The organism is Pseudomonas sp. ArH3a (genome assembly GCF_022648765.1).
GTDB lineage: Bacteria > Pseudomonadota > Gammaproteobacteria > Pseudomonadales > Pseudomonadaceae > Aquipseudomonas.
Genome location: NZ_CP080330.1, coordinates 799,037 through 824,189, shown reverse-complemented (window position 1 = coordinate 824,189; position 25,153 = coordinate 799,037). Strand labels below are relative to the sequence as shown.

At 60.7% G+C, this 25,153-nt stretch carries 18 protein-coding genes; 2 read left to right on the top strand and 16 right to left on the bottom strand.

The window, feature by feature from the left end; genetic code table 11:
• Positions 1–15 precede the first annotated feature (15 nt).
• From K0P33_RS03595 to K0P33_RS03560, 8 genes are all read right to left on the bottom strand, one after another.
• Positions 16–900, bottom strand: a complete 885-nt coding sequence (locus K0P33_RS03595; RefSeq protein ID WP_094952893.1) for a glycosyltransferase — start codon at positions 898–900, stop codon at positions 16–18.
• Entirely contained in the window at positions 897–2,051 is a 1,155-nt protein-coding gene (locus K0P33_RS03590; RefSeq protein ID WP_242154079.1) for a glycosyltransferase, read from the bottom strand. The genes K0P33_RS03595 and K0P33_RS03590 overlap by 4 nt, the downstream gene beginning before the upstream one ends.
• Positions 2,048–2,932 carry a DUF6625 family protein gene (locus K0P33_RS03585; RefSeq protein ID WP_094952895.1) on the bottom strand — a complete coding sequence of 295 codons (885 nt, stop codon included), beginning with the start codon at positions 2,930–2,932 and terminating at the stop codon, positions 2,048–2,050. The genes K0P33_RS03590 and K0P33_RS03585 overlap by 4 nt, the downstream gene beginning before the upstream one ends.
• Before the next feature lie 57 nt (positions 2,933–2,989).
• Positions 2,990–4,405 carry a PIG-L family deacetylase gene (locus K0P33_RS03580; RefSeq protein ID WP_242154078.1) on the bottom strand — a complete coding sequence of 472 codons (1,416 nt, stop codon included), beginning with the start codon at positions 4,403–4,405 and terminating at the stop codon, positions 2,990–2,992.
• Complete coding sequence (locus tag K0P33_RS03575) at positions 4,402–5,298, bottom strand: antimicrobial resistance protein Mig-14 (RefSeq protein WP_094952897.1); 897 nt, start codon at positions 5,296–5,298, stop codon at positions 4,402–4,404. The genes K0P33_RS03580 and K0P33_RS03575 overlap by 4 nt, the downstream gene beginning before the upstream one ends.
• Positions 5,298–6,428 carry a glycosyltransferase gene (locus K0P33_RS03570; protein ID WP_094952898.1) on the bottom strand — a complete coding sequence of 377 codons (1,131 nt, stop codon included), beginning with the start codon at positions 6,426–6,428 and terminating at the stop codon, positions 5,298–5,300. Before K0P33_RS03570 ends, K0P33_RS03575 begins: the two co-directional genes overlap by 1 nt.
• The gene (locus K0P33_RS03565) at positions 6,412–8,169 is read right to left on the bottom strand and encodes a carbamoyltransferase (protein ID WP_094952899.1); all 1,758 of its coding nucleotides are present in this window, start codon (positions 8,167–8,169) and stop codon (positions 6,412–6,414) included. The genes K0P33_RS03570 and K0P33_RS03565 overlap by 17 nt, the downstream gene beginning before the upstream one ends.
• A 153-nt stretch (positions 8,170–8,322) precedes the next feature.
• A complete protein-coding gene (locus tag K0P33_RS03560) occupies positions 8,323–8,664 on the bottom strand; it encodes a YceK/YidQ family lipoprotein (protein ID WP_094952900.1) in 342 nt (113 codons plus the stop codon).
• A 162-nt stretch (positions 8,665–8,826) separates the two neighbouring features.
• On the opposite strand from K0P33_RS03560, the gene K0P33_RS03555 reads away from it, so the two are divergent.
• Positions 8,827–10,914: a TonB-dependent receptor gene (locus tag K0P33_RS03555; protein WP_242154076.1), complete on the top strand. Its 2,088-nt coding sequence runs from the start codon at positions 8,827–8,829 to the stop codon at positions 10,912–10,914.
• Positions 10,915–12,013: 1,099 nt separating this feature from the next.
• Here the strand turns inward: K0P33_RS03555 and K0P33_RS03550 are convergent.
• The 8 genes from K0P33_RS03550 to glnE form a co-directional block, all read right to left on the bottom strand.
• A complete protein-coding gene (locus K0P33_RS03550) occupies positions 12,014–13,465 on the bottom strand; it encodes a lipopolysaccharide kinase InaA family protein (protein WP_094949236.1) in 1,452 nt (483 codons plus the stop codon).
• The gene (locus K0P33_RS03545) at positions 13,465–14,217 is read right to left on the bottom strand and encodes a lipopolysaccharide kinase InaA family protein (protein ID WP_094949237.1); all 753 of its coding nucleotides are present in this window, start codon (positions 14,215–14,217) and stop codon (positions 13,465–13,467) included. Before K0P33_RS03545 ends, K0P33_RS03550 begins: the two co-directional genes overlap by 1 nt.
• Positions 14,214–14,948 carry a lipopolysaccharide kinase InaA family protein gene (locus tag K0P33_RS03540; RefSeq protein WP_242154074.1) on the bottom strand — a complete coding sequence of 245 codons (735 nt, stop codon included), beginning with the start codon at positions 14,946–14,948 and terminating at the stop codon, positions 14,214–14,216. The genes K0P33_RS03545 and K0P33_RS03540 overlap by 4 nt, the downstream gene beginning before the upstream one ends.
• Positions 14,948–15,754 carry a lipopolysaccharide core heptose(I) kinase RfaP gene (rfaP, locus tag K0P33_RS03535; RefSeq protein ID WP_094949239.1) on the bottom strand — a complete coding sequence of 269 codons (807 nt, stop codon included), beginning with the start codon at positions 15,752–15,754 and terminating at the stop codon, positions 14,948–14,950. Before rfaP ends, K0P33_RS03540 begins: the two co-directional genes overlap by 1 nt.
• Entirely contained in the window at positions 15,751–16,875 is a 1,125-nt protein-coding gene (locus tag K0P33_RS03530) for a glycosyltransferase family 4 protein (RefSeq protein ID WP_094949240.1), read from the bottom strand. Before K0P33_RS03530 ends, rfaP begins: the two co-directional genes overlap by 4 nt.
• Positions 16,875–17,936 (bottom strand): lipopolysaccharide heptosyltransferase I, encoded by a 1,062-nt coding sequence (gene waaC / locus K0P33_RS03525; RefSeq protein WP_242154072.1) that lies wholly within the window; start codon positions 17,934–17,936, stop codon positions 16,875–16,877. Before waaC ends, K0P33_RS03530 begins: the two co-directional genes overlap by 1 nt.
• A gap of 1 nt (position 17,937) precedes the next feature.
• On the bottom strand, positions 17,938–18,972 hold the full coding sequence (waaF, locus tag K0P33_RS03520; RefSeq protein ID WP_094949242.1) for a lipopolysaccharide heptosyltransferase II: 1,035 nt from the start codon (positions 18,970–18,972) through the stop codon (positions 17,938–17,940).
• A 204-nt stretch (positions 18,973–19,176) separates the two neighbouring features.
• Entirely contained in the window at positions 19,177–22,116 is a 2,940-nt protein-coding gene (gene glnE, locus K0P33_RS03515) for a bifunctional [glutamate--ammonia ligase]-adenylyl-L-tyrosine phosphorylase/[glutamate--ammonia-ligase] adenylyltransferase (RefSeq protein WP_242154070.1), read from the bottom strand.
• 382 nt (positions 22,117–22,498) lie between these two features.
• Between glnE and aceE the strand changes: the two genes are divergently transcribed.
• On the top strand, positions 22,499–25,144 hold the full coding sequence (aceE, locus tag K0P33_RS03510; protein WP_094949244.1) for a pyruvate dehydrogenase (acetyl-transferring), homodimeric type: 2,646 nt from the start codon (positions 22,499–22,501) through the stop codon (positions 25,142–25,144).
• Positions 25,145–25,153 lie beyond the last annotated feature (9 nt).

The following is a 25,153-nucleotide window of genomic DNA, read 5'->3' as shown; positions in this document are numbered from 1 at the left end:
GCGCACAATGCGCTGTCAGTCTTTCTCCAGCGGGGAAAAATACAACCGGCTCAAGCCGCGCCAGGTTTTCTTATTCCAGGCCCGGAACGGGATCTGCGCCAGCAGCTCGCGCGCCAACTTACGATCACGGTTGGCGGTCTTGAGGAACATGGAGCTGAGGAACTTGTAACGCACCTCGTCATAGAGCGGGTGGTCGCTGAACAACGCGTAGGAACGCAAGATATTGTCGATCATGAATCGATGGTTCTTGTACGAGTTGGTGGCGTGCTTGCGATAGCGGGCCATGACCACGTTCAAGCCATCGATAAAGTATCCGGCGTGGGTAATTTTCAACTCGATCAACAAGTCTTCCAGACGAATCTTCGGATCAAACCCACCGACCTTCTCCAGCGCCTCGCGCCGGATCATCAGCGTGGGTGCGGGCGGGTACGGTTTGCGCTCCAGGAACATATCGTCGAAGTCCAGGCGCCGAAACGGCACGTCGCGACGCTGGCGCTTTTCAGGAAACAGCTCGCCTTGGGCGTCGATCAGTTCGATGTTACCCGCGCAGATCCCCACCTCCGGCTTGCCATCCATATAGGCCACTTGGGTCGCAATCCGCTCTGGCAACATGATGTCGTCGGAACCGAACGGCACAACCAACGGGCCTTGGGAGCGTGCAATCGCGCCATTGAGCGTGTTGGTCAGGCCTTGGTTCTGCTGGACGCGAAAGTCGAAGGTATGGTGTTCCTGCAACCGACGAATACGCTCGACACTGTCGTCTGTCGACCCATCATCAATCACCAACAACTCGATGTTTGGATACGTCTGGTTCAGGGCACTGAGGATGCTTTGCTCGATGTACGGCGCATGGTTATAGGACGCGATGATCACCGTGACCAAGGGCTGACTCTGGTTCATACATTGTTCCTGCGGGCTTGAGACAATCCTGAATCAATCAGTTCGAGGTATTGCTGACGGAACACTTCAATGTCGTGCTCCGCCTGGAGGTACTGGTAGGCCCGCTCGCCTTTTTGCACGAGCGTTTCATCGGGCAGCGCCAAGTAGGTATCCAGCGCCTGGGTCAGCTCGGGGACGTTGGCCGGCTCAACCGCCAGGCCGCCCGCCCCTTCAATCAGCGGCAGCATGGCCGGCACGCTTGACGCGATCACCGGCAGGCGCCCGCTCATGCCTTCCAGCAGCGCCAGGCCCAGGCCTTCGGCCAGGGAAGGCATCGCCCAGATATCAAAGGCGCGAACGTACTGCAGGGCATTTTCCTTGAAGCCCAACAAGTGCACACGCCCAGCCAAGCCAAGGCTCTGGATTTGCGCGGCGAGGTTGGACTCCTCACGCCCCGCGCCAATGATGGCGAGCTGCGCTGTGGGGTATTTGTCTTTGAGTGCGGCGAACGCCTGCAACAAATAGGTGTGCCCCTTGACCGGCACCAGGCGCCCCAAGGCGCCGATCAAACGCACCGAAGGGTCGATGCCCAGCAACTCACGCGCGCGTTCACGCGAATGCTGCAAGGCTTCGGCCTGCTCGATGTCGATGGCATTGGTGATGGCGTAGGTATTGCTATCGGTAAACCCGCAGTTGCAGTCCAACAGGTACTGCTTGACCGCCGGCGACACACCGACAAAACGCCAGTGCTCGTCGACCCAGCGCTGCGCCTGCTTGCGTCGGTACAGACGGTCATACTCGCCAAAGCCGTGGGAGATGCCGATACACAACGGGATCTTCAGCCAGCGGTTCAGCTGCAACATCATGTTGACCGGTTTGAAGCGGTTGCACACCACGACGTCAAACTTTTCCCTGCGGCAGAACTTATACAACTGCCACATGGCGCGCAGCCTCAAGCCCTTGAGTGACGCGTCGGAAAACTCGAAGTAGACGGAGGTCGCCGCGCGACTGACCGGCCCCCCAGGCTCCGGCTGGCCACGCAGGAACGCGGCAGTGACTTCATAGCGGTCCGCAGGCAATGCCTTGACGATCTGTTCGGCCAAGTCGGCAAAATCATGGGATTTAACATTGTAGTCAGGCTGCAATTGCAGGACCTTGAAAGGCCGACTCATAACTCTCCTCGATGGAAACCTGTGGCATCAACAACCCAGGATGACTCAGCGGCCAGTGCCTCGGTGTACTCAGCGCTTGGCGCGGGCACCAACGGCCACTGATTACGCTTCCAGCAGACAAAATGGAAATACGGAAATTCCCGGTCGCCATCTCTGTCGTTGGTCAAACGACCATTGTTCCAAAACCATTGGTGCGGGAAGCGATCAGTGCCGTCATGCCACTTGATCACACCACCCGGCGTACTGAACGCCTCGGTGAACTCACTGCGACGGCGCCACGGGTTGAGTTTGCCCACCAGATTGAACAACGGCTTGGGAAAATTCTTGCGCCACAGGAAAATACGGCTGAACGCGCCTTCGTCCAGCGCATGATGCTCCTGATCGGTGAAACGCGCTTCCCAATCCTTGATCCGCATAAACACCTGGCGCTTTCTGGCAGTGTTACGCATCAGGCACAAATGGCCGGCAACCCGCCGTTCATGGGTCGAAAACAAGTCATAACCGGCCAGGCGGTCAGCCGTGAAATACCGGCGCAGGTCGCCATAGATCAGGTCCAGGTCGCCAAACGCCCAGAAATCGTACCCCTCTAGGCGATCGGCATGGATGTGCCCCAACGCAGGCTTGATGTCGCACAACTTGTAGGCGGCCTGCGGCGCAAAATTGATGTACAAACGCTGTGAAACCAACGCGCAGTAATCAGCAAAGCTGATGCTTTCAATCCTGACATTGTCCGGGACGTTGTCCGGTATCGGGCAGTCGCTGAACAACAGCCAGTCAATATCCGCATTGCGCCGGCAGCTTTCGAGAAAAAACGGCATCCAGAAAGGCCAATGGCCAAAGTATGGGATGAGGAAGAGGATGCGGGGGCACGGATTGATCACTGGGGACTCACTGTCAGTTTTACGGGAGCGCTCAGCGCTCCAACACGTTGCTTAACGTTACTTGTGCTTGATGAACCAAAAAAGCTCATGCCGCCGAATGGCCTTGCGGAAAAACTCGTTCTCACCCCAGGGCGAGACAGCCCTTCCCGCCAGCCAGCGCTGTATGACACGCCGCACACACCGCTTGAACGGCATCCTGGGCTGCAAGTCATGCATCATGCCCAGCGACATGGCCTTGTCACACTGCCGGCCTTCGGACACCGGCAGGCAATAAGGACGCAAAGTGTACGTGGAATCAAAACATGGTGGCAAAGCGATACCGGCGCCCGAATCGCCCATCGGCCAGCGGTCATTGTCATGCAGGTGATTGGCGTAACCGAGCAACGTCGTCGGCTGCCATTCAAGCCCCTGTAAGGCTTCCAATACGGCTTGCTGCGCGCAGATATGATCAGGATGCGGATCGAGCACCGGATGGGGCAACACGATGACTTCCGGGCGGGCCATGAGCAGCAACGCGCGCAGGTCGGCCAGCAGGTTGTTCCAGGTCGGCCGGCCATCGGCATCCGCCGGCAAAGGGAACGGATTGAATTGGCGGAACAGGCGAATGTCGCTCAACTCGGCCTCTCGCGAAGCCACGGCGCGATCCGGCTCGGCTTTCATCGCCGCTAATTGCAGGCAGAAATACCCCAGCTGAACGCAATGTTCCTGCGCCACCCCAGCCCAACGCGGTACGGCGACACTGTCCCAAGCACGCAAACGGCCCTTGAGGCGTGCCGCCTCAGGCTTGCCCAGGCCCATGTGCTGATAGTGCTCGGCTTCGATCTCGCCAGCCGTCAACGTCACGATCCAGGGTTGAGTCGCCTGGCTGTACAGGCCAAAGGCGGCCAACTCGGCATCATCGGCGTGCGGCGCAATGACCATCACCCGTTGCTCGCGCACATCAGGCTGACGGAATACCGACAGCACTGGCGTACCCAGCACACGGCAGCACCGAGCCCCCAGCAGCAGTTGCCCATCGAGCAGCGCTTGCGTTTGGCCGGTGAGGTTCAGGTAGCGCAGGCCATTGACGCCGCGCTCGAACACTTGGCGATCAGCGCCAGGCAAGGTAATAAACGGGTCGATAAAGCGGCCCAACGCGCTGCTCTTGAGGCGCAGCGCGAGGATCAGGGTCTCATTGCCCGCCAGCTCCAGCGCCTCGCCTAACACCAACCGGCCGTTGATCAGCGTGACCTTGGGCTGCTCGGTATCCGCTGCAAACTGATACTGGTAGTCGTCCTTGGGCGAGTAAAACAGGTGGTCGGCAAACCAGGCTTCATGGGCCACCCAGGCCAGCACTGCAAGCACCAGCGGCAGCCACCAGGCCACCAGCACACCCACGCCAATCAACAGCAGCAGGCCGATCAGCAGGCTGATGCGTTTATTACGGCGGTGGCGCTTGAGCAGCGCCTGCTTACGGCTCGTCGACTCGCTCATACGTTGAATACCGGTACAGGGTTGCACCAACGGTCCTTGTATTCGCGGTCAGCCCGGCCGAATGAGAACCGCAGCGGCTTGCCGGCTTCACGCGCCTGCTCCCAGGCACTTTGCGTGTTGAGAAAGCTCAGTACGCTGCCCGGGCTGAACGCACGCGTTTCAGGGTCTACGCCGCCATTGATGTACTCGACGCTGATCCATTCGGGCGCTTCAACGCGGTAGACCAATTGAATGGCAATCGGCGCATCGTTGAGGAAAATCACCGAACCGATCAGCCATTCACGCAGCAACTCGATCACCTGCGCCATGCGCTCGGCACCGGTGGCGGCAAAACCCCAGCGGCGCTGGAACAGGTCGCAGTAAATCGCTGCCAGCTCTGCACTGGAGAATTCCTGGACCGCACGCACCACGCCGCCCGCCTCTTCCAGCAAACGCAACTCACGGCGCTGGTTATAGCGAAACTTCTTCGACAGTTCTTCCGGCGTACGCGCCATGGCCAACTGCTCGGCCTGGAGCTTGAGGCCAGCAAACCGGCCTTCATTCAGGGCCGAGAGGTAGCGCCCGCGATGGCGCAACGGCGCCTGGGCATCGGCGGCGGCAGGCAGGATCAACTCGGCATTGCCCAAGTCGAACAAGCCCTTCTTGCCATGGCGCTTGAGCACATCCTTGGACAGGGCCAAGTCGCGCCCCCAGGTCGCAATGCACGCTTTGAGCTCACCGCCTTGTTCCCACGCCAAGTAGCGCACAGGAATGTCGGCCAGCCCGGCCAGACGTTCAACCACCTGCGGATGGGTGGCGACACTGCCACCGTAACGCTGCCAGGCGTCACTGTAAGTGGGCGCGTCAACGACCGCCCAGCCACGCTCGCGCCAGCCTTGGAATCGATTGAGCATCAGGCCCTCGCGGTCAGTGCAATGACAGGCGGCAACAGCCAGAACGTATCGCGTACCGCCTGATCCGAAAACCGCTCGTGCAGGCGCTCGAGCATCATCTCGGCACACTGTTGGTGCTGTTGACGATCCATCGCCGCCAAGTGCCGAAGCCCTTGGCCCAGGCGTTCGGCGTCACCGAACGGAAACAGAATACCCACGCCCTCGACCACTTCCCGGGCGCCGCCACACGCAGTTGCCAACAGCGGCACGCCAGCGGCCATGGCTTCCAACAGCACCATGCCGAACGGCTCGTGATCGGAACTCAGGGCAAAGGCGTCGAACGCTCGGAAGTAACGGCGCGCCTCCGGCACCTGGCCGAGGAACAGTACCTGCTCGGCAATGCCCAACTCGCGGGCCAAAGCCTTGAGGTCTTGTTCCAGCCGACCGGTACCGAGGATCGCCAGGCGACTCTGCGCAGGCAAATGTGGCAACGCCAGGGCAAAACCCTTAAGCAAGGTGGCTTGGTCTTTGTCCGGGTGCAGACGGCCGACGTTGCCGACCACCCACTCGTCCGGCGACAGCCCCAAGGCATCCCGCGCCGCATCGGCCGACACCTGCTGGGCCTGCAGGGCGTCGACATCAATGCGGTTGTACAGCGTCTGAATACGCGCCGCCGGCCAGGTCGGCAGGCAACGGCGCATGTCATCGCGCACCGCATCGGACACACCGAGCAGGCTCAGGCGTTTGCGGAAAATCGAGGCAAACAGCTTGCGGGTGCGGCGCTCATAGTCACCGAACGCGTGATGCACACCGATCACCGGCAAGCGCGTGCCAAGCAAGGCGATATAGATCGGCTTGAACCGGTGAGCGATGCAGAAACTGAAGTTGCGCGACGCTGCGATCTTGCGCAGCTCACGGATGGCGCCCAGCTTCAGGCCACGAATGGCCTTGGAGCTGAATTCCATGAACAACACTTCATCAGAGGCGCAACCGGCGGCGACCTCGGGGTCAGCGACCCCGGTGAGAAACACCGTGGTCACTTTATAGCCCGAGCCTGCGAACAGGCTCGCGTACTGCCGCGCGCAATCCAGGAACGGCCCGTCATAGCCGTGGCAGAACTGCAGGACGTGGCGCTCAGCCGACCGAGTCATAAGGGTCCACGCCGTCTTTGACGACCAGGATGTCTTCCATGATCAGGTACTGCAGGTCGGAGCCGAAGAACATGTTCAGCGCGTCGGTCGGCGAGCAGATCATCGCTTCGCCACGACGGTTGAGCGAGGTGTTCAGCGACACGCCGTTGCCGGTCAGCACTTCCAGCTCTTTCATCATGTCGTAGTAGCGTGGGTTGTATTCGCGTTTGAGCACCTGGGCGCGGGACGTGCCATCTTCATGCACCACTTCCGGCACGCGGGTTTTCCACTCGTCCGACACTTCAAAGGTGAAGGTCATGAACGGCGCCGGGTGATCGACCTTGATCATCTGCGGGGCCACAGTGTCGAGCATCGACGGGCAGAAAGGCCTCCAGCGCTCGCGGAACTTGATCTGGTGGTTGATGCGATCCGCCACGCCGGTCGCGCTCGGGCAACCGATGATCGAACGACCGCCCAACGCACGCGGGCCAAACTCCATGCGGCCCTGGAACCAGGCCACCGGGTTGCCGTCGACCATGATCTTGGCGATGCGCTTAGGCATGTTCTCGATCTTGCGCCACACCGGCTTGCTCGCGTGCTTGGCGCACGCGGCGATCACGTCTTCGTTGCTGTAGGACGGGCCGAGATAGACGTGTTCCATCTTCTCAACCGGTACACCACGGGCGTGGGACACGTAGGCCGCCGCACCGACGGCGGTGCCGGCATCGCCGGACGCCGGCTGCACGAACAGCTCCTTGACGTCATCGCGGGCAATGATCTTCTGGTTCAACTTAACGTTCAGCGCGCAGCCGCCGGCGAAGGCCAGCTTGCCGGTGTCCTTGAGGATGTCACCCAGGTAGTGGTCGATCATCTGCAAGGCCAGCTTTTCGAACAGCGCTTGCATGCTGGCGGCGTAGTGGATGTACGGTTCGTCGGCGATGTCGCCTTCGCGCTTGGGGCCCAGCCACTCGATCAGCTTTGGCGAGAAGTAGAAACCCTTGCCCTTCTCTTTGTAGCGGCGCAGGCCGATGACGTTGGCGTAGTCGGTGTTGATCACCAACTCGCCGTTCTCAAACGAGGCCAGACGCGAGAAATCGTACTTGCTGGCGTCGCCATACGGCGCCATGCCCATGACCTTGAACTCGCCGTCGAGCATCTCGAAACCGAGGAACTCGGTGATCGCGCCGTACAGGCCGCCCAGGGAATCCGGGTCGTAGAATTCTTTGATCTTGTGGATCTTGCCGTTTTCGCCGTAGCCGAAGAACGTGGTGGCGTACTCACCCTTGCCGTCGATGCCCAGGATCGCGGTTTTTTCCTGGAAGCCGGAGCAGTGGTAGGCGCTGGAGGCGTGAGCCAAGTGGTGTTCAACCGGTTCGATCTTGATTTTCTTCGGATCAAAGCCCAGTTGTTCCAGGCACCAGACGATCTTGTTGCGATAGCGCTTGTAGCGACGGTTGCCCATCAGGATCGCGTCGAGGGCGCGGTCCGGGGCGTACCAGTAACGCTTGGCATAGTGCCAGCGCGCCTCGCCGAACAGGCTGATCGGGGCGAACGGGATCGCCACCACATCAACGTCGGAAGGTTTGATGCCGGCCTGCTCCAGGCAGAACTTCGCCGACTCGTAGGGCATGCGGTTCTTTGCATGTTTGTCGCGTACGAAGCGCTCTTCTTCGGCGGCCGCGATCAGCTTGCCGTCGATATACAAGGCTGCGGAAGGATCATGGCTAAGGGCGCCGGACAGGCCAAGAATCGTCAATGCCACAGGGGTCTAGCCTCTTTTAGTCTGCATACAGGCGGGTTGCGCCTGAAAAAAGTGTGCCTCTCGCCTGGACGAGAAACAGCTAAAGGGCGGGATTATAGCGTAAAGACGTCCGGTGATGATCTAGCGTTTATGGCGACCCGTTGTCACTGCGCCCTAGCGAAAGATCTCAATACTGCCGTCCTTGCTCTGCCGATAGACCGTGTAAGGCAGCACCAACGTATCCAGAACGCCTGATGCGACAAAATCAATGGCCATCCAAGGAATCGAGTTAACCTGCTGGTCCGCCATATTCCCGTGACTGTTGGGCTCGCCATTGAGGGAGCAGAAGTCATACACCACGCCACTGTAAACACGCGGCACATTCTCACAGTGACTGCGCAGTTCTTTAAGGTTGCGGCTCGTCACCGCGTCTTCTCTAAATACCGTATTGATCGTGCCGCAACCGGCAGTCGAAAGTGCAATCGCAGCAAGAAAGGCATTCTTTACAAGCTTCATCAGTAGCATCTTCTTGAGTAGAAAACGGCAGCTTAACCTAGGGTTGCGAACTCCAGATAGATCGACAAACCACCGACGAGTCAGTCGGCAAACGCCTGCCGAGCCGTTAAACTTGCGCACTTTTGCGCGCCAGCGCTGCGCGCTATGGATGTCGGCTTGCTTATGAACGTTGTCACCCCCATCTGTTTCACGATGTTGCTTGCTGGCCTTTTGGGGGTGAGCTACAGCGTCAGGGCCGACGAGCCCCCACTGATCCTCGACCCCAGCGTGGTCACCGGTTCACGCAGCGCCAGCCCGACCTTCGACCTGCCGTACTCGGTGGACAGCATCAGCCACGAGCAAATCAGCGACGGCCAACTCGGCATCAACGCCTCCGAAGCCCTGTCGCGCGTGCCCGGCCTGGTGGTGCAAAACCGCCAGAACTACGCGCAGGACCTGCAGATTTCCTCGCGCGGCTTCGGTGCCCGTTCGGCGTTTGGCGTGCGCGGCATCAAGCTGATGGCTGATGGCATTCCCGCTAGCACCCCGGACGGCCAGGGTCAGGCCGCCACCTTCAACCTCGACACCGCCGAGCGCATCGAAGTCCTGCGCGGCCCGGCGGCCACTTTGTACGGCAGCAACGCCGGCGGGGTGATCCAGATGTTTTCCCGCAACGGCGAAGGCTCGCCGCGCATCGGCGCCGAAACCCTGGTGGGCAGCGACGGCCTGAGCAAGCACCACCTGACGGCCGAAGGCGCAGCCAACGGCGCGGGTTTCGTGCTCGACGCCTCGCGCATGGACACCGACGGCTACCGCGACCACAGCAGCGCCCGTCGCGACCAGACCTTTGCCAAGCTGAACTTCGAGCCGGATGACGACAGCAAACTGGCGCTGATTTACAGCAGCCTGGAGCAGAACGGCACGCAGGACCCGCTGGGGCAGAAATGGGCAGCCTATAAAGCAGATCCGCGCTCTGTGGATCCCGCCGCGCTGCAGTACAACACGCGAAAAAGCATCGATCATCAGCAATTGGGTATGAATTACGAGCGCTACATCGGTGATGCGACGTTGCAGGTGAACGCGTATACAGGGCGGCGGAGTGTGATTCAGTATTTGTCGATTCCCGGCGGTACGCCGTCAGACAAGCGCGGCGGCGTCGTGGACTTCGACCGCAAGTTCTACGGCGGCTCCATCCACTGGCTGCAACCGATCACCAGCGCCCCCGGCGACCTGACCCTGATCACCGGCCTCGACTACGACCGCAGCCAGGATGATCGCCAAGGCTATTCCAACACCCTCAACGGCGTGCACGGCGTCAAAGGCGCCTTGGGCCGCGACGAAATCGACACCGCCACCAGCCTCGACCCGTTCGTGCAAGCCAACTGGCTGCTGGGCGACTGGACCCTGCAAGCCGGCCTGCGCCACAGCACCCTGAAGATGGACGTGGACGACCACTTTCTCAGCGACGGCAACGACAGCGGCAGCAAGACCTACCAGAAGAACACGCCGTCAGTGAGCGTGATGTACGCCTTCACGCCAGACCTGCATGGTTACGTGAGCGCGGGCAAAGGCTTCGAAACGCCGACTCAGGCGGAGTCGGCGTATTCCAGCACCTCAAACGGCTTCAATTTCGCGCTCAAGCCTTCCGTCAGCAAACAATACGAGGTCGGCCTGAAAGCACGCATTGGCCAAGACACGCGCCTCAACGCCGCCCTTTTCCAGATCACCACCGAGGATGAATTGGTAGTGGCGCAATCCAAGGACGGGCGCACCACTTATCAAAATGCCGGCCGCACCCTGCGCCGTGGCTTCGAACTGGGCCTTGAAAGCCAGCTCAGCGACCACTGGAGCACAAGCCTCGCCTACACCCGACTGCAAGCCACCTACGACAGTGACTTCATCGGGAACGGGAAAGCCATCGACAAAGGCAACTACCTCCCGGGCGTGCCCCAAACCACCCTTTTCGCCGAGCTGAACTGGAAGCCCCGCGACTGGGTCAGCACCGCCATCGAAGGCATTTACCGCAGCAAGGTCTACGTCGAAGACACCAACCAGCAACGCGCCGCGCCGGGCTACAGCGTATTCAACTGGCGTGCGCGCTTTGAGCAGAAGGTCGAGCACTGGACCTTTCACCAGACCTTGCGTTTGGATAACTTGCTGGATCGCCAGTACGTGGGCTCGGTGATTGTCGGGGACGGCAACTTCCGCTATTACGAAGCGGCACCGGGAAGGTCATGGTATGCGGGGGCTGGGGCTGAATATCAGTTCTGATCAGGCCACGCGGCGCCTAGGTGGCCCTATTGCGGCATGGGTATCTACGCAATTTTTTGTGTTGCGCTAGGCTTTTGGCGGGGCTTTTAGGTAGATATGAGTACATATCCGTTGCTGCGGTAACGGCTGATATGGGTTCCGCCCTTACGGCGGGTCACTTTTGGAAAAGAGCCCCAAAAGTAACCAAAAGGGCTCTTGCCCCACCACTCGGTGCCTCGCCTAGGCTCGGCATGCCCTCACTCCGGCCATCGTGGTTAACGGGGCGCCTCAGATCAAGATCAAAAGCAAGAGCACGGCGGCCTAGTAGCCGACCTGAGTGGTAGAAGCAAAAGCAAGGCAGAAGCAGAGCAGAAGCAGAGCAGAAGCAGAGCAGAAGCAGAGCACCACCCTAACTAGCTGATTTAATGAGATCCCAATGTGGGAGCGGGCTTGCTCGCGAAGGCGGTGTGTCAGTCAGCTCATGTGTAACTGACCCACCGCCTTCGCGAGCAAGCCCGCTCCCACAATTTTGACCGAGTTTAGCTGCCTGCACCGTGGCACTCTGTTTTTCTGTGGGAGCTGGCTTGCCTGCGATGCAGGCACCTCGGTGTATCAGGCATAGCCAGTTGATGCCATCGCAGGCAAGCCAGCTCCCACATTAGATTGAGTTCAGTTTCAAATATCAGGTCGGCTGTCAGGCCGCCTCGGTTTTGCTTTTGATTTAACCACTCAGGTCGGCTACTAGGCCGCCGTGCTTTTGATCTTGATCTGAGGCGCCCCGTTAAACCACGCTGGCCGAACGCAGGCTTTGGAGCGTGGGTAAACCGGCAGGACGCCGGTTTAGCCGCGATGGGCCAAGGATGGCCCATGGCGGCGGCCCACGGTCCAAAGCCGGAGTGAGGGCACACCGAGCCTAGGCGAGGTGCCGAGTGGTGGGGCAAGAGCCCTTTTGGTTACTTTTGGGGCTCTTTTCCAAAAGTGACCCGCTGTAAGAGCGGAACCATACGAAGCCGTTACCGCAGCAACGGATATGTACCCAGCACCCCCGCGACAACCAAAGAACTCAACCCATAAAAAGTTGCGTAGATACCTATGCCCGCGATAGGGCCGAAAGCCCGCTTTAACCGGCGACGCCGATCTCTTTGGGCAAACGCTGATCGATCAACTGGTACAGCGCACTGCTCTGCGGCCAGTTGCGCATAAACCGCGCGCGATCCTTGGCATACGCCGGCGCAAAGCTGGCGACTGAGCTGTGCTGACACATGGCGTCCAAGTCAATCAACGCCCAGCGGTCTGCGTGCCAGAACAGGTTATGGCCCTTGAAGTCGCCGTGACTGATGCGCTCACGAATCAGCTCGGCAAACAGATGATCCAGCGCCAGCAGCTCGCTTTCAGGCACATCGCCGTGCTCAACGTAAGGCGCGAAACGCTCGATGATGTCCGGCCCCGGCAAAAACTCAGTCACCAGATACGCACGGCTGCGCAGCCAGAAGAACCGCTTCTCCAACACCGCCAGCGGCTTGGGCGTAGCAATCCCCAGAAACGCCAGGCGGTTGCCTTCGCGCCACGAATGCCAGGCACGGCTCGGGCGCCAGAAGCGCTTGAGCCAATGGGCAAAGCCCTTGATGTTGTAGCGCTTGATCACCAGCGGCCGACCGGCCACCTCGACCTTGCCCACGCTGGCCGCACCACCGGTTTTGTACAGGTGGCCCTGATCCAGCAATGCATCAGCCTGCTCCAATACCGGCAGCATCGCGGCCTCTTCCTCGCGACGAATCGCACGCAAGACAAAGGCGCCACGCACCACGCTGAACAGCGTGCATTCGCGGCCAACCTTGTTCAAAAAGTCCCTCAAGCGCCAGGCGCTGACTTTGCGCACCTGTTTTTCCAGGGCCTCCAGCGGCACAGCATGTTCGCCATTGCTCAGCAGGTAGTACACCAGCAGCTCTTCGGTGAACGGCTCAAGATTTTTCGGCAACTGCGCAAAAAACACCCCGAGGTTTTCCAGGACGCGGTTGCGCGACAGCGGTTTGCCCGCCTCTTCGACACGAATCCCGGCACCGTCAATCAGGTACAGCTTGCCGTTCTGGCGCAGCAGGTTGTCCAGGTGCAGGTCTTCCTGCCACAGGCCTTTGGCGTGCATCTGGGCAATCGCCGCCAGGGCCTCAGCGAGCACGGCGGTTTGTTCGTCAGCCAGCGGCGGCAAGCCTTCGACGGCCTGCCAGGCATCGGCAAGGCTTTGGGCGCCTTCAATAAATTCAAACAGCAGCCAGCCGCCCTCGCCTTCTTGCAGGCCATCGGCAAGCAGCAATGGCGTGGTCAGGCCTTGCTCGGCGAGCAGGCGCACACCGCTGAGTTCGCGCTGAAAGTGGCGTGCCGCCTTGCTGCCGACCAATAACTTGGCCAGCACCGTGCGCCCGCGCCAGACGCCAGCACCCACGTAGCGCTCGCCCGGTAACACGCGCAACAGGCTGAGCAGTTGCAACTGCCCTGGGCCTGCGGCGTCCGCCAGCTCGATAGTCAGCGGCAGATCAGGCGTGCGGCCGGCTTTCTTCAGCTCGGACAAACGCATCAGCGGTTCTCCTTATGGCTGCGGCGCGCCGTCAGGCGTTGGAACCAGGCGGCCACCGGTGCGCTGTCTTCAGGCTGTTGCAGATAGGCGGCCAGCAGTTGGCGCACTTGCGCGTCCGACCATTGCGGCGCGCGGCGCAACAGCGGCTCCAGGTCCTTGACCCGATCACGCTGGCCGAACAACAGCGGGCGAGTTTTCTCAAGGTCAATCAACTGCGCGGCATAGCCGTCGCCGAGGGCCTGCAAAAAAATATGCTTGGGATAAAAACAGCCATGCACCTGGCCGACGCTGTGCAGATGACGAGCCAGTTGGCCGCACGCCAGCAGGATCGCGCAGTGCTGGGCGTCCGTGAGTTGCGGCCATTGCTCCAGCAACGAATCCAGGTCGTTCCAACCGTCCAGGGCGCGGGTCAGCAACATCGCGCGGTGCTCGCCATTAACCTTGCGCTCACCGAAAAACGCCGCCTGCAATGCCGGAATACCGAGCTTCTGATAACGGCTGATATTGCGGAATTCACGTGCGAAGGTGGGCTCGCCAAACGGCTTGTGCAGTGTGCGCGTCAAGTAGTCGCTTTGGCGCTTAAGGTAGTAACCCTGGCCTTCGAGCTCCAGGCGAAACACGCTGCTCCAGCCGCCTTTGCTGGTATTGGGTTCATCCACCGCGTCCAGTTGCCTGGCCCACAGGGCATCGAAGGTAGCGAGGCCGTTGCGCTCAAGTAAGGCGCGGTCTTCGGCCGCCAGGAAATCACTCATTCGCGTCCCTCGAAAAACTTCACCACGTGGCGAATTCGCTGTTTGTCCGACGCCGTCAGGTGCGTGCGTTGGCGGTATTGCATGTAGAAGCGCAGGCGCTGGGTGGCCGACAAGTGATACTTGGCGACCTTGTCCAAGCAGGCCAAGTCCTTGGTGATACGGTACTTGAGCCAGAAGCCACGCCAGAAGTCGCCGTTGGGGCAATCGATCAGGTACAGGGTTTGCTGGTCATCGACCAACAGGTTGCGCCACTTCAAATCGTTATGGGTGAAGCGGTGCTCGTGCATGGTGCGCGTATATTCGGCGAGCTGGCGGCTGATCGCGCTGACCCACTTGGGATCTTTCAAACACGGATCGTTGCGATCAGCCAGCACCGACAGGTCTTCGGTTTTCGGCAACTCGCGGGTGATCATCGCACCACGGGCGTAGGCCAGGCCCTTGCGCTCCAGGCCCCAGGCCACTACGTCAGCAGTGGGAATACCCCATTTGGCGAAGCGCTTGAGGTTCTGCCACTCGGACTTCACCCGTGGTTTGCCCAGGTAGCGACGCAGGCCTTTGCCGGCACCGACGTAGCGCTTGACGTAGTAATTGACCCCGCCGCGCTCTACCCGAACCACTTCCGACAGCGGGTCGTGGGTCAGTTGCTCGCCTTCCAGAGCAAATACCGCCTCAAGGCTGCCGAAATCATCCGCCAGGGCGGCGTAAGCGGGCTCCAGGTTCCAACCCGCCATCAGAGCGCATCCCCGTAGCGTTGTTTACGCGCGTAAAGCTTGTCAGCCTTGGTTTGCAGCCATTGCAACAAGGCGTTTTCTTCGGCGAGGATCTGGCGCAGCGGTTGCTGGAAGTAGCCCTTGAGGAAGCGCAACTTGTCGCGACGCGTGAGGCCGATATCCAGCGCCGAGAAGTACAGCGCGGCCAAGTCTTTGTCGCGCCAGCGATGGCTGATCCTGTCGCGGGTCTGGGCGCGGTGCAGGTCGATCAGCGACAGCTTGAAGTCATCGAAGGTCACCGGCTTATCGGTGTGCAGCAGGAAGTGGCAGATGTAGCAGTCGCGGTGATTGACCCCACCGCGATGCATCATGCCGGTCATGCGGGCCACTTCGGCGATCAGCGCGCGCTTGAGGCGTGGCTCCGGCGGCTGCTTGACCCAGTCGATGCTGAAATCTTCCAGGCTGACGGTGGGCGCCAACTCTTCAGTGATGATGAACGAGTGCTGGTCGGCCGGGTTACTGCCGCGCTCGCCGTAAGCCACGGCGGTCATGGTCGGCACGCCGATTTCCTGCAGGCGCTGGATGGCCTGCCACTCCTGGCCTGCGCCGAGCACTGGCAGCTTGGCGGTGACCAGGTTCTTGACGATCTCGCCCCAGCCGATGCCACGGTGGATCTTCACAAAATAGCCACGACCATCCACCTCGGTACGCAAGGTACGGCGGGCTTCGAGTTCACGGTACACCTCGCCTTCCAGCCGCTCGACTTCGGCAAAGGCATCACGCCCAGCCCAGAGGGTCTTGAACGGTTCGGCAAGCATCAACTTCATCGCTTTGGCTCCGCCAGAATCACATCGGCCGCGTGCTGCGGCATGCTATAGAGGTCGGCCGTCTCGGCGAAGGCCAACCCATTGCGGCCCCAGGCCGCGCGCTGTGCAGTGTCGGTGAGCATTTGGGTCAGGTAGTGGTTGAGCTGCGTTTGTTCAAACGGCTCATCCAGCACCAGACCACTGTCGGCTTCGCGGATGTAGTGGGCATAACCACACACCGCCGAGACCAGCACCGGCAACCCGGCCACCAGGGCTTCGAGCAACACAGTACCGGTGTTTTCGTTGTACGCCGGGTGGATCAACAGGTCGGCGCCCAGCAGGAAACGCGGGATATCGCTGCGGCCCTTGAGGAACTGCACGTTATCGCCCAGCCCCAATGTCGCACTCTGCAATTGGAATACTTTGGGGTCGTCCTGGCCAATTACAAACAGTCGGGTGCGTTTTTTCAGTTCCGCCGGTAGCGCGGCCACGGCCTTGAGGCTGCGGTCGACACCCTTGGTCTTGAAGCCGGAACCGATTTGCACCAGCAGCAAGTCGTCGTCGGCGAGGTTGAATTCCTTGCGGAAGCCTTCGCGGATTTCGGCGGCATTCGGCGGTGCGCGGCGGTCCTGGGCGATGCCCGGCGGCAGCAGGTGGAAGCGTTCCAGCGGGGTGTCGTAATGCTTGATGAAGAGCGGCTGCTGCACTTGCGAGATCATCAGGATTTCAGTCTTGGCGCCCCTGGCGAACACCGCGCGCTCGTACTCGGCAAAGTGCTTGTAACGGCCAAAGCTTTTGTACAGCGAATGACGCAGGTTTTGCGCCTTGTCTTCAAAGCAGCCGTCGGCGGCGTAGTACACGTCCAGGCCGGGCATTTTATTGAAGCCGATCAGGCGGTCCACCGGGCGCTTGGCCAAGTCGGCCTCCATCCAGGCGCTGAGCTTTTCATTGCGACGGTGATTGAAGAACGCCTTGACCGGCGCCACCAGCACTTCGAAGCCCGGCGGTATGTCGCCCTCCCAGATCAGCGTGTAGACACGAATCTGGTGGCCGCGCTGCTGGCACTCCAGGGCGATGCGCATAAAGTCGCGCTGCAGGCCACCGAAGGGGAAATATTTGTACAGAACAAAAGCCAGTTGCATCAGTGCAGCTCCTCAGCCAGTAACAACGTGCTCAGTCGGCTTGCCACACGCTCAGGGTTCAAGCGCGTGAAGCACAGGGGCGACTCGCGCTTGATGTCGAACCGACGCAGGTCGTCGGCCGTTGGTTGATAGGTACAGTGTTTTTGCAGGCACGGCGCGCACGGGAAGTCGCTGGCCAGGTGAATCTGGCCCTTGCCGTAGGCGCCGGTCAGGCCAGGGTTGGTGGGGCCGAACAGGGAAATGGTCGGCACGTCCAACGCAGCGGCCAAGTGGCCAAGGCCGGTGTCGACCGCCACGCAAGCGCGGGCGCCGGCCAGGACGCGGGCCACACCGGCCAGGTTCAGCTTGGGCAGCACTTCGGCGTTTGGCAGGCCTTGGGCCAGGCGTTCGGCGCGGGCTTTTTCGTCGGCATTGCCCCACGGCAACTTCACGTCCACACCCAGGCGGCCCATGCGCTCAGCCAACTCGCGCCAATAGGCTTCGGGCCAGTGCTTGGTGTCCCAGGTGGTGCCGTGCAGCAGCAGTACAAAAGGTTTCTTCGGCGGCAGGCCGAGCAGTTTGTCGACGCTCAGGCCGTAGTCGCCCAGCCCTTTGGGCAAGTCATAACCCAGCGCCACGGCGAACAGCTGGCGCAAACGCTCCACCGCATGCTGCCCACGGGCTACGGCCAGGCGCCGCGAGTAGAAGCGCGAGGCCATTGGCTCGCGGGCCGAGTGTTTGTCGAAACCGGCCACTGGGGCACGCACGTAGCGCGTCAGCCAGGCGCTTTTCAGCAGGCCTTGAGCGTCGATCACCAAGTCGTATTTAGTCGACTGGATACGCTGTTTGAAGCGCCGCCACTCGCCACTCTTGATGGTTTGCCAGATGTTTTTGCGCCAGCGGCGAATCGCCACCGGGATGACCTTGTCCACCGCCGGGTGCCAGGTGGGGATTTCGGCGAAGCCTTCTTCCACCACCCAATCAAAGCGAATGCCAGGGATCGCCCGCGCCGCGTCGGTCAGTGCCGGCAAGGCGTGGATCACGTCGCCCAGGGATGAGGTCTTGATTACCAATACTCGCAAACTAACGAACCTCGACCACAGAGCCCTGCAACCGCTGCAAGGCATCGCTGACCGGTTGCGGCAGCAACTGGCGCAGGCAATTGTAGTGACCGAAACGGCAGGTGCGGTCGAAACACGGGCTGCAATCCAGGCCCAGGCGCACCACTTCGACTTTGTCGGCCAATGGCGGGGTAAACCCTGGTGAGGTCGAGCCGTACACCGCCACCAGTGGGCGGTTCAGCGCGGCGGCCACGTGCATCAGGCCGGAGTCGTTGGACACCACAGCATCGGCGCAGGACAGCAGGTCGATGGCTTCGGCCAGGGACGTGTCGCCGCTGAGGTTCACCGCCTCTTCGCGCAGGCCGGGAATCAGGCGCTGGCGGATGTCTTCGCCCACCGAGTGATCATTTTTCGAACCGAACAGCCACACCTGCCAACCTTCGCGAATCTTCATCTCGGCGACTTTGGCGTAATGCTCCGACGGCCAGCGCTTGGACTCACCAAACTCCGCGCCTGGGCACAGCGCCAACACCGGACGGTCGAGCATCAGGCCGAACTTGGCCAGGGCCGCATCGCGGGTCACCGGGTCGATCTGCAGGCTTGGGCGCGGGTACGGCGTCGGCAACTCAGCACCGGGCTCGTAGGCCAGGGCCATGAAACGCTCGATCATCAGCGGGTAGCGCGCCTTGTCGAGGGTGCGCACGTCGTTGAGCAACACGTAGCGAAACTCGCCGCGCCAGCCGGTGCGTTTAGGGATGCCGGCAAAATACGGCACCAGCGCCGACTTCAGCGAGTTGGGCAGCAGGATCGCCTGATCGTACTGGCCGGCCAGAGATTTGCCGATGCGACGGCGCGTTGCCAGTTCGAGGGCACCGTGGCCGAGCGGGAAGCTCAAGGCCTTGCGCACCTCGGGCATGCGCTCAAGGATCGGCCGGCTCCACTCGGGGGCGAGCACGTCGATTTGGCAGTCGGGATGGCGCTGTTTCAGACACTGGAACAGTGTCTGTGCCATCACCATGTCACCGACCCAACTGGGCCCAACGATCAGAATATTCATGTAGTGTCCACAAACGATGCGGGGAGGCTTATGCCTCCCCGCATCGATAATTACTGCAGATCGCGCTTTTTGTGGGAGCGGGCTTGCCTGCGATAGCATCGCCTCGGTATACCTGATACACCGAAGCGTCTGCATCGCGGGCAAGCCCGCTCCCACATAAAGCCGGTTTCCACATTAGATTGGCATCGCTCAATTCATCGGGTTTCAGCTTAAACCCAGTTCATTCCAGATTCGCATCACCTGACGCCGTTCGTCGGCGAACTGATCCCCGGCCACCGTACCGGCCTCGTTTTGCAAGGCCTGGCGGTGCGCGGCGGAACGGTAGGCCTTATACACCTCGCGCAGCAAATGAGCATCGGCGGCGGGCATCAACCCCACCTGCTCCAGGCCCTCCAGAATGCGGATATTGTCGGTGTAGCGCAGCAACGATGGATGTTGCGCAGACCACGCCAAAGCCGCGTATTGCACCATAAATTCAATATCGACGATACCACCGGCGTCCTGCTTGAGGTCGAACGCCACCGTGGGCTCGAAGGCATTGGCGCCGGTACCGGCCGCCGTAGACTTGGTGCCCAGGTTGCCGCGCATCTTGGCGCGCATCTCGCCGACCTCCTGGCGCAGCTTGGCCAAGTCGCGTTCGCGCCCCAGTACTTTAGCGCGTACCTGCTCGAACGCATGGCCTACGTCCTGGCTGCCCACCAGCACTCGCGCGCGGATCAGGGCCTGATGTTCCCAGGTCCAGGCTTCATTTTCTTGATAGCGCTCAAACGCACCGAGCGAACTCACCAGCAAACCGGACGCGCCGGAAGGCCGCAGGCGCATGTCCACTTCATACAGCTGGCCGGAGTTGGTCTGGGTGGTCAGCAGGTGGATGATCCGCTGGCCCAGCCGCGTGAAGAACTGCGCACCGTCGATCGGCTTGGCGCCGTCGGTTTCGGCCTGCGGGTCGCCGTCGTGGATAAACACCAGGTCAAGGTCGGAACCATGGCCCAGCTCGATGCCGCCGACTTTGCCATAGCCGACAATGACGAACCCCGGGTCGCACAAGGTGCCGTCGAGCCGCTGCGGCGAGCCGTGGCGCGCCACGGTCTGGCGCCAGGCCAGGGCCAGCACTTGTTCAAGGATGGCTTCGGCAAGCCAGGTCAGGTAATCGCTGACTTTCATCAACGGCAAGCTGCCAGCGATTTCCGAAGCGGCCACGCGCAGGCGGTGGGCCAGCTTGAAGTGGCGCAGGGCTTCCATCTGCTGCTCAAGGTCATCCTCGGGGATACGCGTGAGGCGTTCACGCAGCTCGGCAGCCAGTTCCGGCGCCAACGGTGGCTTGAACAGGCGGCCTTCGTTGAGCAATTCGTCGAGCAACAGCGGGAAACGCGTGATCTGTTCGGCGATCCAAGGGCTGGCGGCGCACAGGGTCAACAGGCGGCGCAGAGCGTCGGGATTTTCCGTGAGCAGCACCAGATAAGCGGAACGGCGGGCGACGGCTTCGACCAATGGCAACACACGCTCCAGCACCAGGTCCGGGTTGGCGTGTTCGACGGCCTGAGCCAGCAGGCGCGGGATAAAGGCATCGAGCCGCTCGCGGCCCAGGCGCTGCATGGCACGTAGCTGCGGGCTGCCGCGTAGGCCGGCCAAGGTTTTCAGGGCTTTGGGCGCGTCGGTAAAGCCACCTTCCTGCAATTGGCGGCACGCGGCGTCTTCGTCCTGGGACTCTTCCCACAGCGGCAACCACTCACCGCCCACGACCAATTCGCTTTCTTCGCCCTCCGCTTCATCAGGGTCGGCAATGACTTGGCGGAAGTGCCAGGCCACCCGGCCACGCCAGTACATCAGGCGTTCATGGAAGGCGGCCCAGTCGGCAAAGCCAAGCACAAAGGCAATGCGTGCCTGGTCTTCCGGGCTGTCCGGGAGCATTTGCGTCTGGCGGTCGGCAATTGCCTGGATCGCGTGCTCGGTGTAACGCAAGAATTCGTAACCATTGCGCAATTCGGCAATGACCGCCGCCGGCAAGTAGCCCTGACCTTCCAGAGTGCCGAGCACCTTGAGCAAAGGTCGCTGTTGCAGGCTCAGGTCTCGGCCACCGTGGATCAGTTGGAACGCCTGGGCGATAAACTCCACTTCACGAATGCCGCCCGAGCCCAGCTTGATGTTCTCGGCCATGCCCTTGCGCCGCACTTCCTGCTGGATCAGCTGCTTCATGGTGCGCAGCGCTTCGATGGCGGAAAAATCCAGGTAACGCCGGTAGACGAACGGGCGCAGCATATCCAGCAGTTGCGCACCGGCCACCTGATCACCGGCGACCACGCGCGCCTTAATCATGGCGTAGCGCTCCCAGTCGCGGCCCTGATCCTGATAGTACTGTTCCAGCGCATTGAAGCTGAGCACCAGAGCCCCGGCCGAACCGTAAGGGCGCAGGCGCATGTCGACGCGGAACACAAAGCCGTCGACGGTCATCGGGTCGAGGGCCTTGATCAATTTTTGACCAAGGCGAATGAAAAACTCCTGGTTATCCAGGGCGCGCTTCACGCCCACCGTCTCGCCGCCTTCGGGGTAGGCGAAAATCAGGTCGATATCCGAAGACAGGTTCAGCTCCACGGCGCCGAGCTTGCCCATGCCGAGGATGACCATGTGCTGAGCTTCACCGCTGCGCCGGCCAGTGGGTGTGCCGAATTGCACACAGTGGCGCTGGTACAGCCACTGGTAGGCTTGGTCGATGCTGGCGTCGGCCATGTCGGACAGGTCGCGACAGGTTTGCACCAGGTCGGCCTGGCGGGTCAGGTCGCGCCAAATGATGCGCACTTGTTGACGCGTGCGCTGGCGGCGCAGTACGCGGCCCAGCTCATCTTCTGTTTCGGCCTGTTGCACGGCACCGGCGATCTGGCCGCACAGCTCGCCGGGCGCAAAGCCACGGTCCAGCTCGCCCCAGGCCACCAGTTCAAGCAACATCAAAGGGTCACGCAGGCTCTGTTCAATGACGAAATCACTGGCGGCGCACACGCGGGCGAAGTCAGCCCACCGTTGCGGCGACCACTCAGAAAGGCCATGATCGGCGTCCAGCGCGGCCACTGCGTCACGAAATGACTGCTCGGCCCGCTGGGCGTAAGGCAAGAGAATGGCCGGTAATGGGGCCAGCGTTGGAAGGCTCATGGTCTATCCTTGATCGGCGCGTGAATGGCTTGTAGCTGTGAACGCAAGAACCACGCTCGGTGAAGGACTGTCGAACAAAGGTTATAAATAGCTGAAATTAAATTAATCTTGGCAGGCAACATCAAACTTTCACCTTTTCTTGTTCGCAAAAGATCAACAATAACGATTATGCTCACCAGCCAGACCGAGCCATACGCTCAGTCTTGTGTAGTTTTACTACTCGTATATACATTCGAAAGGCTGAAATGGCCGACGATTTGTAGTAAAACTACAGGACGCCGAAGCAACCTTCGGCCATCCAAGAATTTATGTCGTCTGCCCACAAGGCCAGTCGCAAACTCAGGCAACCGATTCTGGTAGCCTTTCCGCCCTGGAGCAAGCCATGCAAGACCTCGATCCCGTCGAAACCCAGGAATGGCTGGACGCCCTGGAATCGGTTCTCGACAAAGAAGGCGAAGACCGTGCTCACTACCTGATGACCCGTATGGGCGAACTCGCGACCCGCAGCGGCTCGCAACTGCCCTACGCCATCACTACGCCATACCGCAACACCATCCCCGTTACCCACGAAGCACGCATGCCTGGCGACCTGTTCATGGAACGCCGCATTCGCTCGCTGGTACGTTGGAACGCCATGGCGATGGTAATGCGCACGAACTTGAAAGATTCTGACCTGGGCGGTCACATCTCCAGCTTCGCTTCCAGCGCAACCCTGTATGACATCGGCTTCAACTACTTCTTCCAGGCCCCGACCGACGAACACGGCGGCGACCTGATCTACTTCCAGGGCCACACCTCTCCAGGCGTTTACGCCCGTGCGTTCATGGAAGGCCGCATCACCGAAGACCAGATGAACAACTTCCGTCAGGAAGTGGACGGTGGCGGCCTGTCGTCGTACCCGCACCCTTGGCTGATGCCTGATTTCTGGCAGTTCCCGACTGTATCCATGGGCCTTGGCCCGATCCAGGCGATCTACCAGGCACGCTTCATGAAGTACCTGGAAGCCCGTGGCTTCATCCCTGAAGGCAAGCAGAAAGTCTGGTGCTTCCTGGGCGACGGCGAGTGTGACGAGCCGGAATCCCTGGGCGCCATCTCCCTGGCTGGCCGCGAGAAGCTCGACAACCTGATCTTCGTCATCAACTGCAACCTGCAGCGCCTCGACGGCCCGGTTCGCGGCAACGGCAAGATCATCCAAGAACTCGAAGGCGTGTTCCGCGGTGCTCAGTGGAACGTGACCAAAGTCATCTGGGGCCGTTTCTGGGACCCACTGTTGGCCAAAGACGTCGACGGAATCCTGCAACGTCGCATGGACGAAGTCATCGACGGCGAGTACCAGAACTACAAGGCCAAAGACGGCGCGTTCGTACGTGAGCACTTCTTCAACACGCCTGAACTCAAGGCGATGGTTGCAGACCTGTCCGACGACGAGATCTGGAAGCTCAACCGTGGTGGCCACGACCCGTACAAGGTCTACGCGGCGTACCACGAAGCGGTCAACCACAAAGAACAACCGACCGTCATCCTGGCCAAGACCATCAAGGGTTATGGCACCGGTGCCGGCGAAGCGAAAAACACCGCGCACAACACCAAGAAGGTTGATGTTGAAAGCCTGAAGCTGTTCCGCGATCGCTTCGACATCCCCGTCAAAGACGAAGAGCTGGAAAACCTGCCGTTCTTCAAGCCAGAGCCAAACAGCGCCGAAGCCCGTTACCTGAGCGAGCGCCGTACTGCACTGGGCGGTTTCGTGCCACAGCGCCGCGCCAAGTCCTTCGACATTCCGACACCGCCACTCGATACCCTCAAGGCTATCCTGGACGGCTCGGGCGACCGTGAAATCTCCACCACCATGGCCTTCGTGCGGATCCTCGCGCAGTTGGTCAAGGACAAGGAAATCGGTTCGCGTATCGTCCCGATCATCCCGGACGAAGCCCGTACCTTTGGTATGGAAGGCATGTTCCGTCAGTTGGGCATCTACTCCTCCGTCGGCCAGCTCTACGAGCCAGTCGATAAAGACCAGGTGATGTTCTACAAGGAAGACAAGAAGGGCCAGATCCTCGAAGAAGGCATCAACGAAGCGGGCGCCATGAGCTCCTTCATCGCTGCCGGTACTTCGTACTCCAGCCACAACCAGCCGATGCTGCCGTTCTACATCTTCTACTCGATGTTCGGCTTCCAGCGTATTGGCGACCTGGCCTGGGCAGCAGGCGATAGCCGTACCCGTGGCTTCCTGATCGGCGGTACTGCCGGGCGGACCACGCTGAACGGCGAAGGCCTGCAACACGAAGACGGTCACAGCCACATTCTGGCTGCCACCATCCCGAACTGCCGCACCTTTGATCCAACCTACGGCTATGAGCTGGCGGTGATCATCCAGGACGGCATGAAGAAGATGACCGAACAGCAGCAGGACGTTTTCTACTACATCACCGTGATGAACGAGTCCTACCAGCAGCCAGCTATGCCGGCCGGCGTGGAAGAAGGCATCATCAAGGGCATGTACCTGCTCGAAGAAGACACCAAGGAAGCGGCGCACCACGTACAGCTGATGGGCTCCGGCACCATCCTGCGTGAAGTCCGTGAAGCGGCGAAGATCCTGCGTGAAGAGTTCAACGTCGGCGCTGACGTGTGGAGCGTTACCAGCTTCAACGAACTGCGTCGCGACGGCCTGGCGGTGGAGCGTAACAACCGCCTGCACCCAGGTCAGAAGCCTGCATTGAGCTACGTTGAAGAGTGCTTGGCCGGCCGTAAAGGTCCAGTCATTGCCTCTACCGACTACATGAAGCTGTTTGCTGAACAGATTCGCCAGTGGGTCCCGTCCAAGGAATTCAAAGTCCTGGGCACCGACGGTTTCGGCCGCAGTGACAGCCGCAAGAAGCTGCGTCACTTCTTCGAAGTTGACCGTCACTTCGTGGTGTTGGCAGCCTTGGAAGCCTTGGCTGACCGTGGTGAGATCGAACCTAAGGTGGTGGCTGACGCTATCGTCAAGTTCGGGATCAACCCGGAAAAACGCAACCCACTGGACTGCTGAGGAGATTTT

Excerpts from the sequence above, each read along its gene's own strand:
- K0P33_RS03595 (WP_094952893.1), bottom strand. The coding sequence starts at position 900 with ATGAACCAGAGTCAGCCCTTGGTCACGGTGATCATCGCGTCCTATAAC.
- K0P33_RS03590 (WP_242154079.1), bottom strand. The coding sequence starts at position 2,051 with ATGAGTCGGCCTTTCAAGGTCCTGCAATTGCAGCCTGACTACAATGTT.
- K0P33_RS03580 (WP_242154078.1), bottom strand. The coding sequence starts at position 4,405 with ATGAGCGAGTCGACGAGCCGTAAGCAGGCGCTGCTCAAGCGCCACCGC.
- K0P33_RS03575 (WP_094952897.1), bottom strand. The coding sequence starts at position 5,298 with ATGCTCAATCGATTCCAAGGCTGGCGCGAGCGTGGCTGGGCGGTCGTT.
- K0P33_RS03570 (WP_094952898.1), bottom strand. The coding sequence starts at position 6,428 with ATGACTCGGTCGGCTGAGCGCCACGTCCTGCAGTTCTGCCACGGCTAT.
- K0P33_RS03560 (WP_094952900.1), bottom strand. The coding sequence starts at position 8,664 with ATGAAGCTTGTAAAGAATGCCTTTCTTGCTGCGATTGCACTTTCGACT.
- K0P33_RS03555 (WP_242154076.1), top strand. The coding sequence starts at position 8,827 with ATGAACGTTGTCACCCCCATCTGTTTCACGATGTTGCTTGCTGGCCTT.
- K0P33_RS03550 (WP_094949236.1), bottom strand. The coding sequence starts at position 13,465 with ATGCGTTTGTCCGAGCTGAAGAAAGCCGGCCGCACGCCTGATCTGCCG.
- K0P33_RS03545 (WP_094949237.1), bottom strand. The coding sequence starts at position 14,217 with ATGAGTGATTTCCTGGCGGCCGAAGACCGCGCCTTACTTGAGCGCAAC.
- K0P33_RS03540 (WP_242154074.1), bottom strand. The coding sequence starts at position 14,948 with ATGGCGGGTTGGAACCTGGAGCCCGCTTACGCCGCCCTGGCGGATGAT.
- rfaP (WP_094949239.1), bottom strand. The coding sequence starts at position 15,754 with ATGAAGTTGATGCTTGCCGAACCGTTCAAGACCCTCTGGGCTGGGCGT.
- K0P33_RS03530 (WP_094949240.1), bottom strand. The coding sequence starts at position 16,875 with ATGCAACTGGCTTTTGTTCTGTACAAATATTTCCCCTTCGGTGGCCTG.
- waaF (WP_094949242.1), bottom strand. The coding sequence starts at position 18,972 with ATGAATATTCTGATCGTTGGGCCCAGTTGGGTCGGTGACATGGTGATG.
- glnE (WP_242154070.1), bottom strand. The coding sequence starts at position 22,116 with ATGAGCCTTCCAACGCTGGCCCCATTACCGGCCATTCTCTTGCCTTAC.
- aceE (WP_094949244.1), top strand. The coding sequence starts at position 22,499 with ATGCAAGACCTCGATCCCGTCGAAACCCAGGAATGGCTGGACGCCCTG.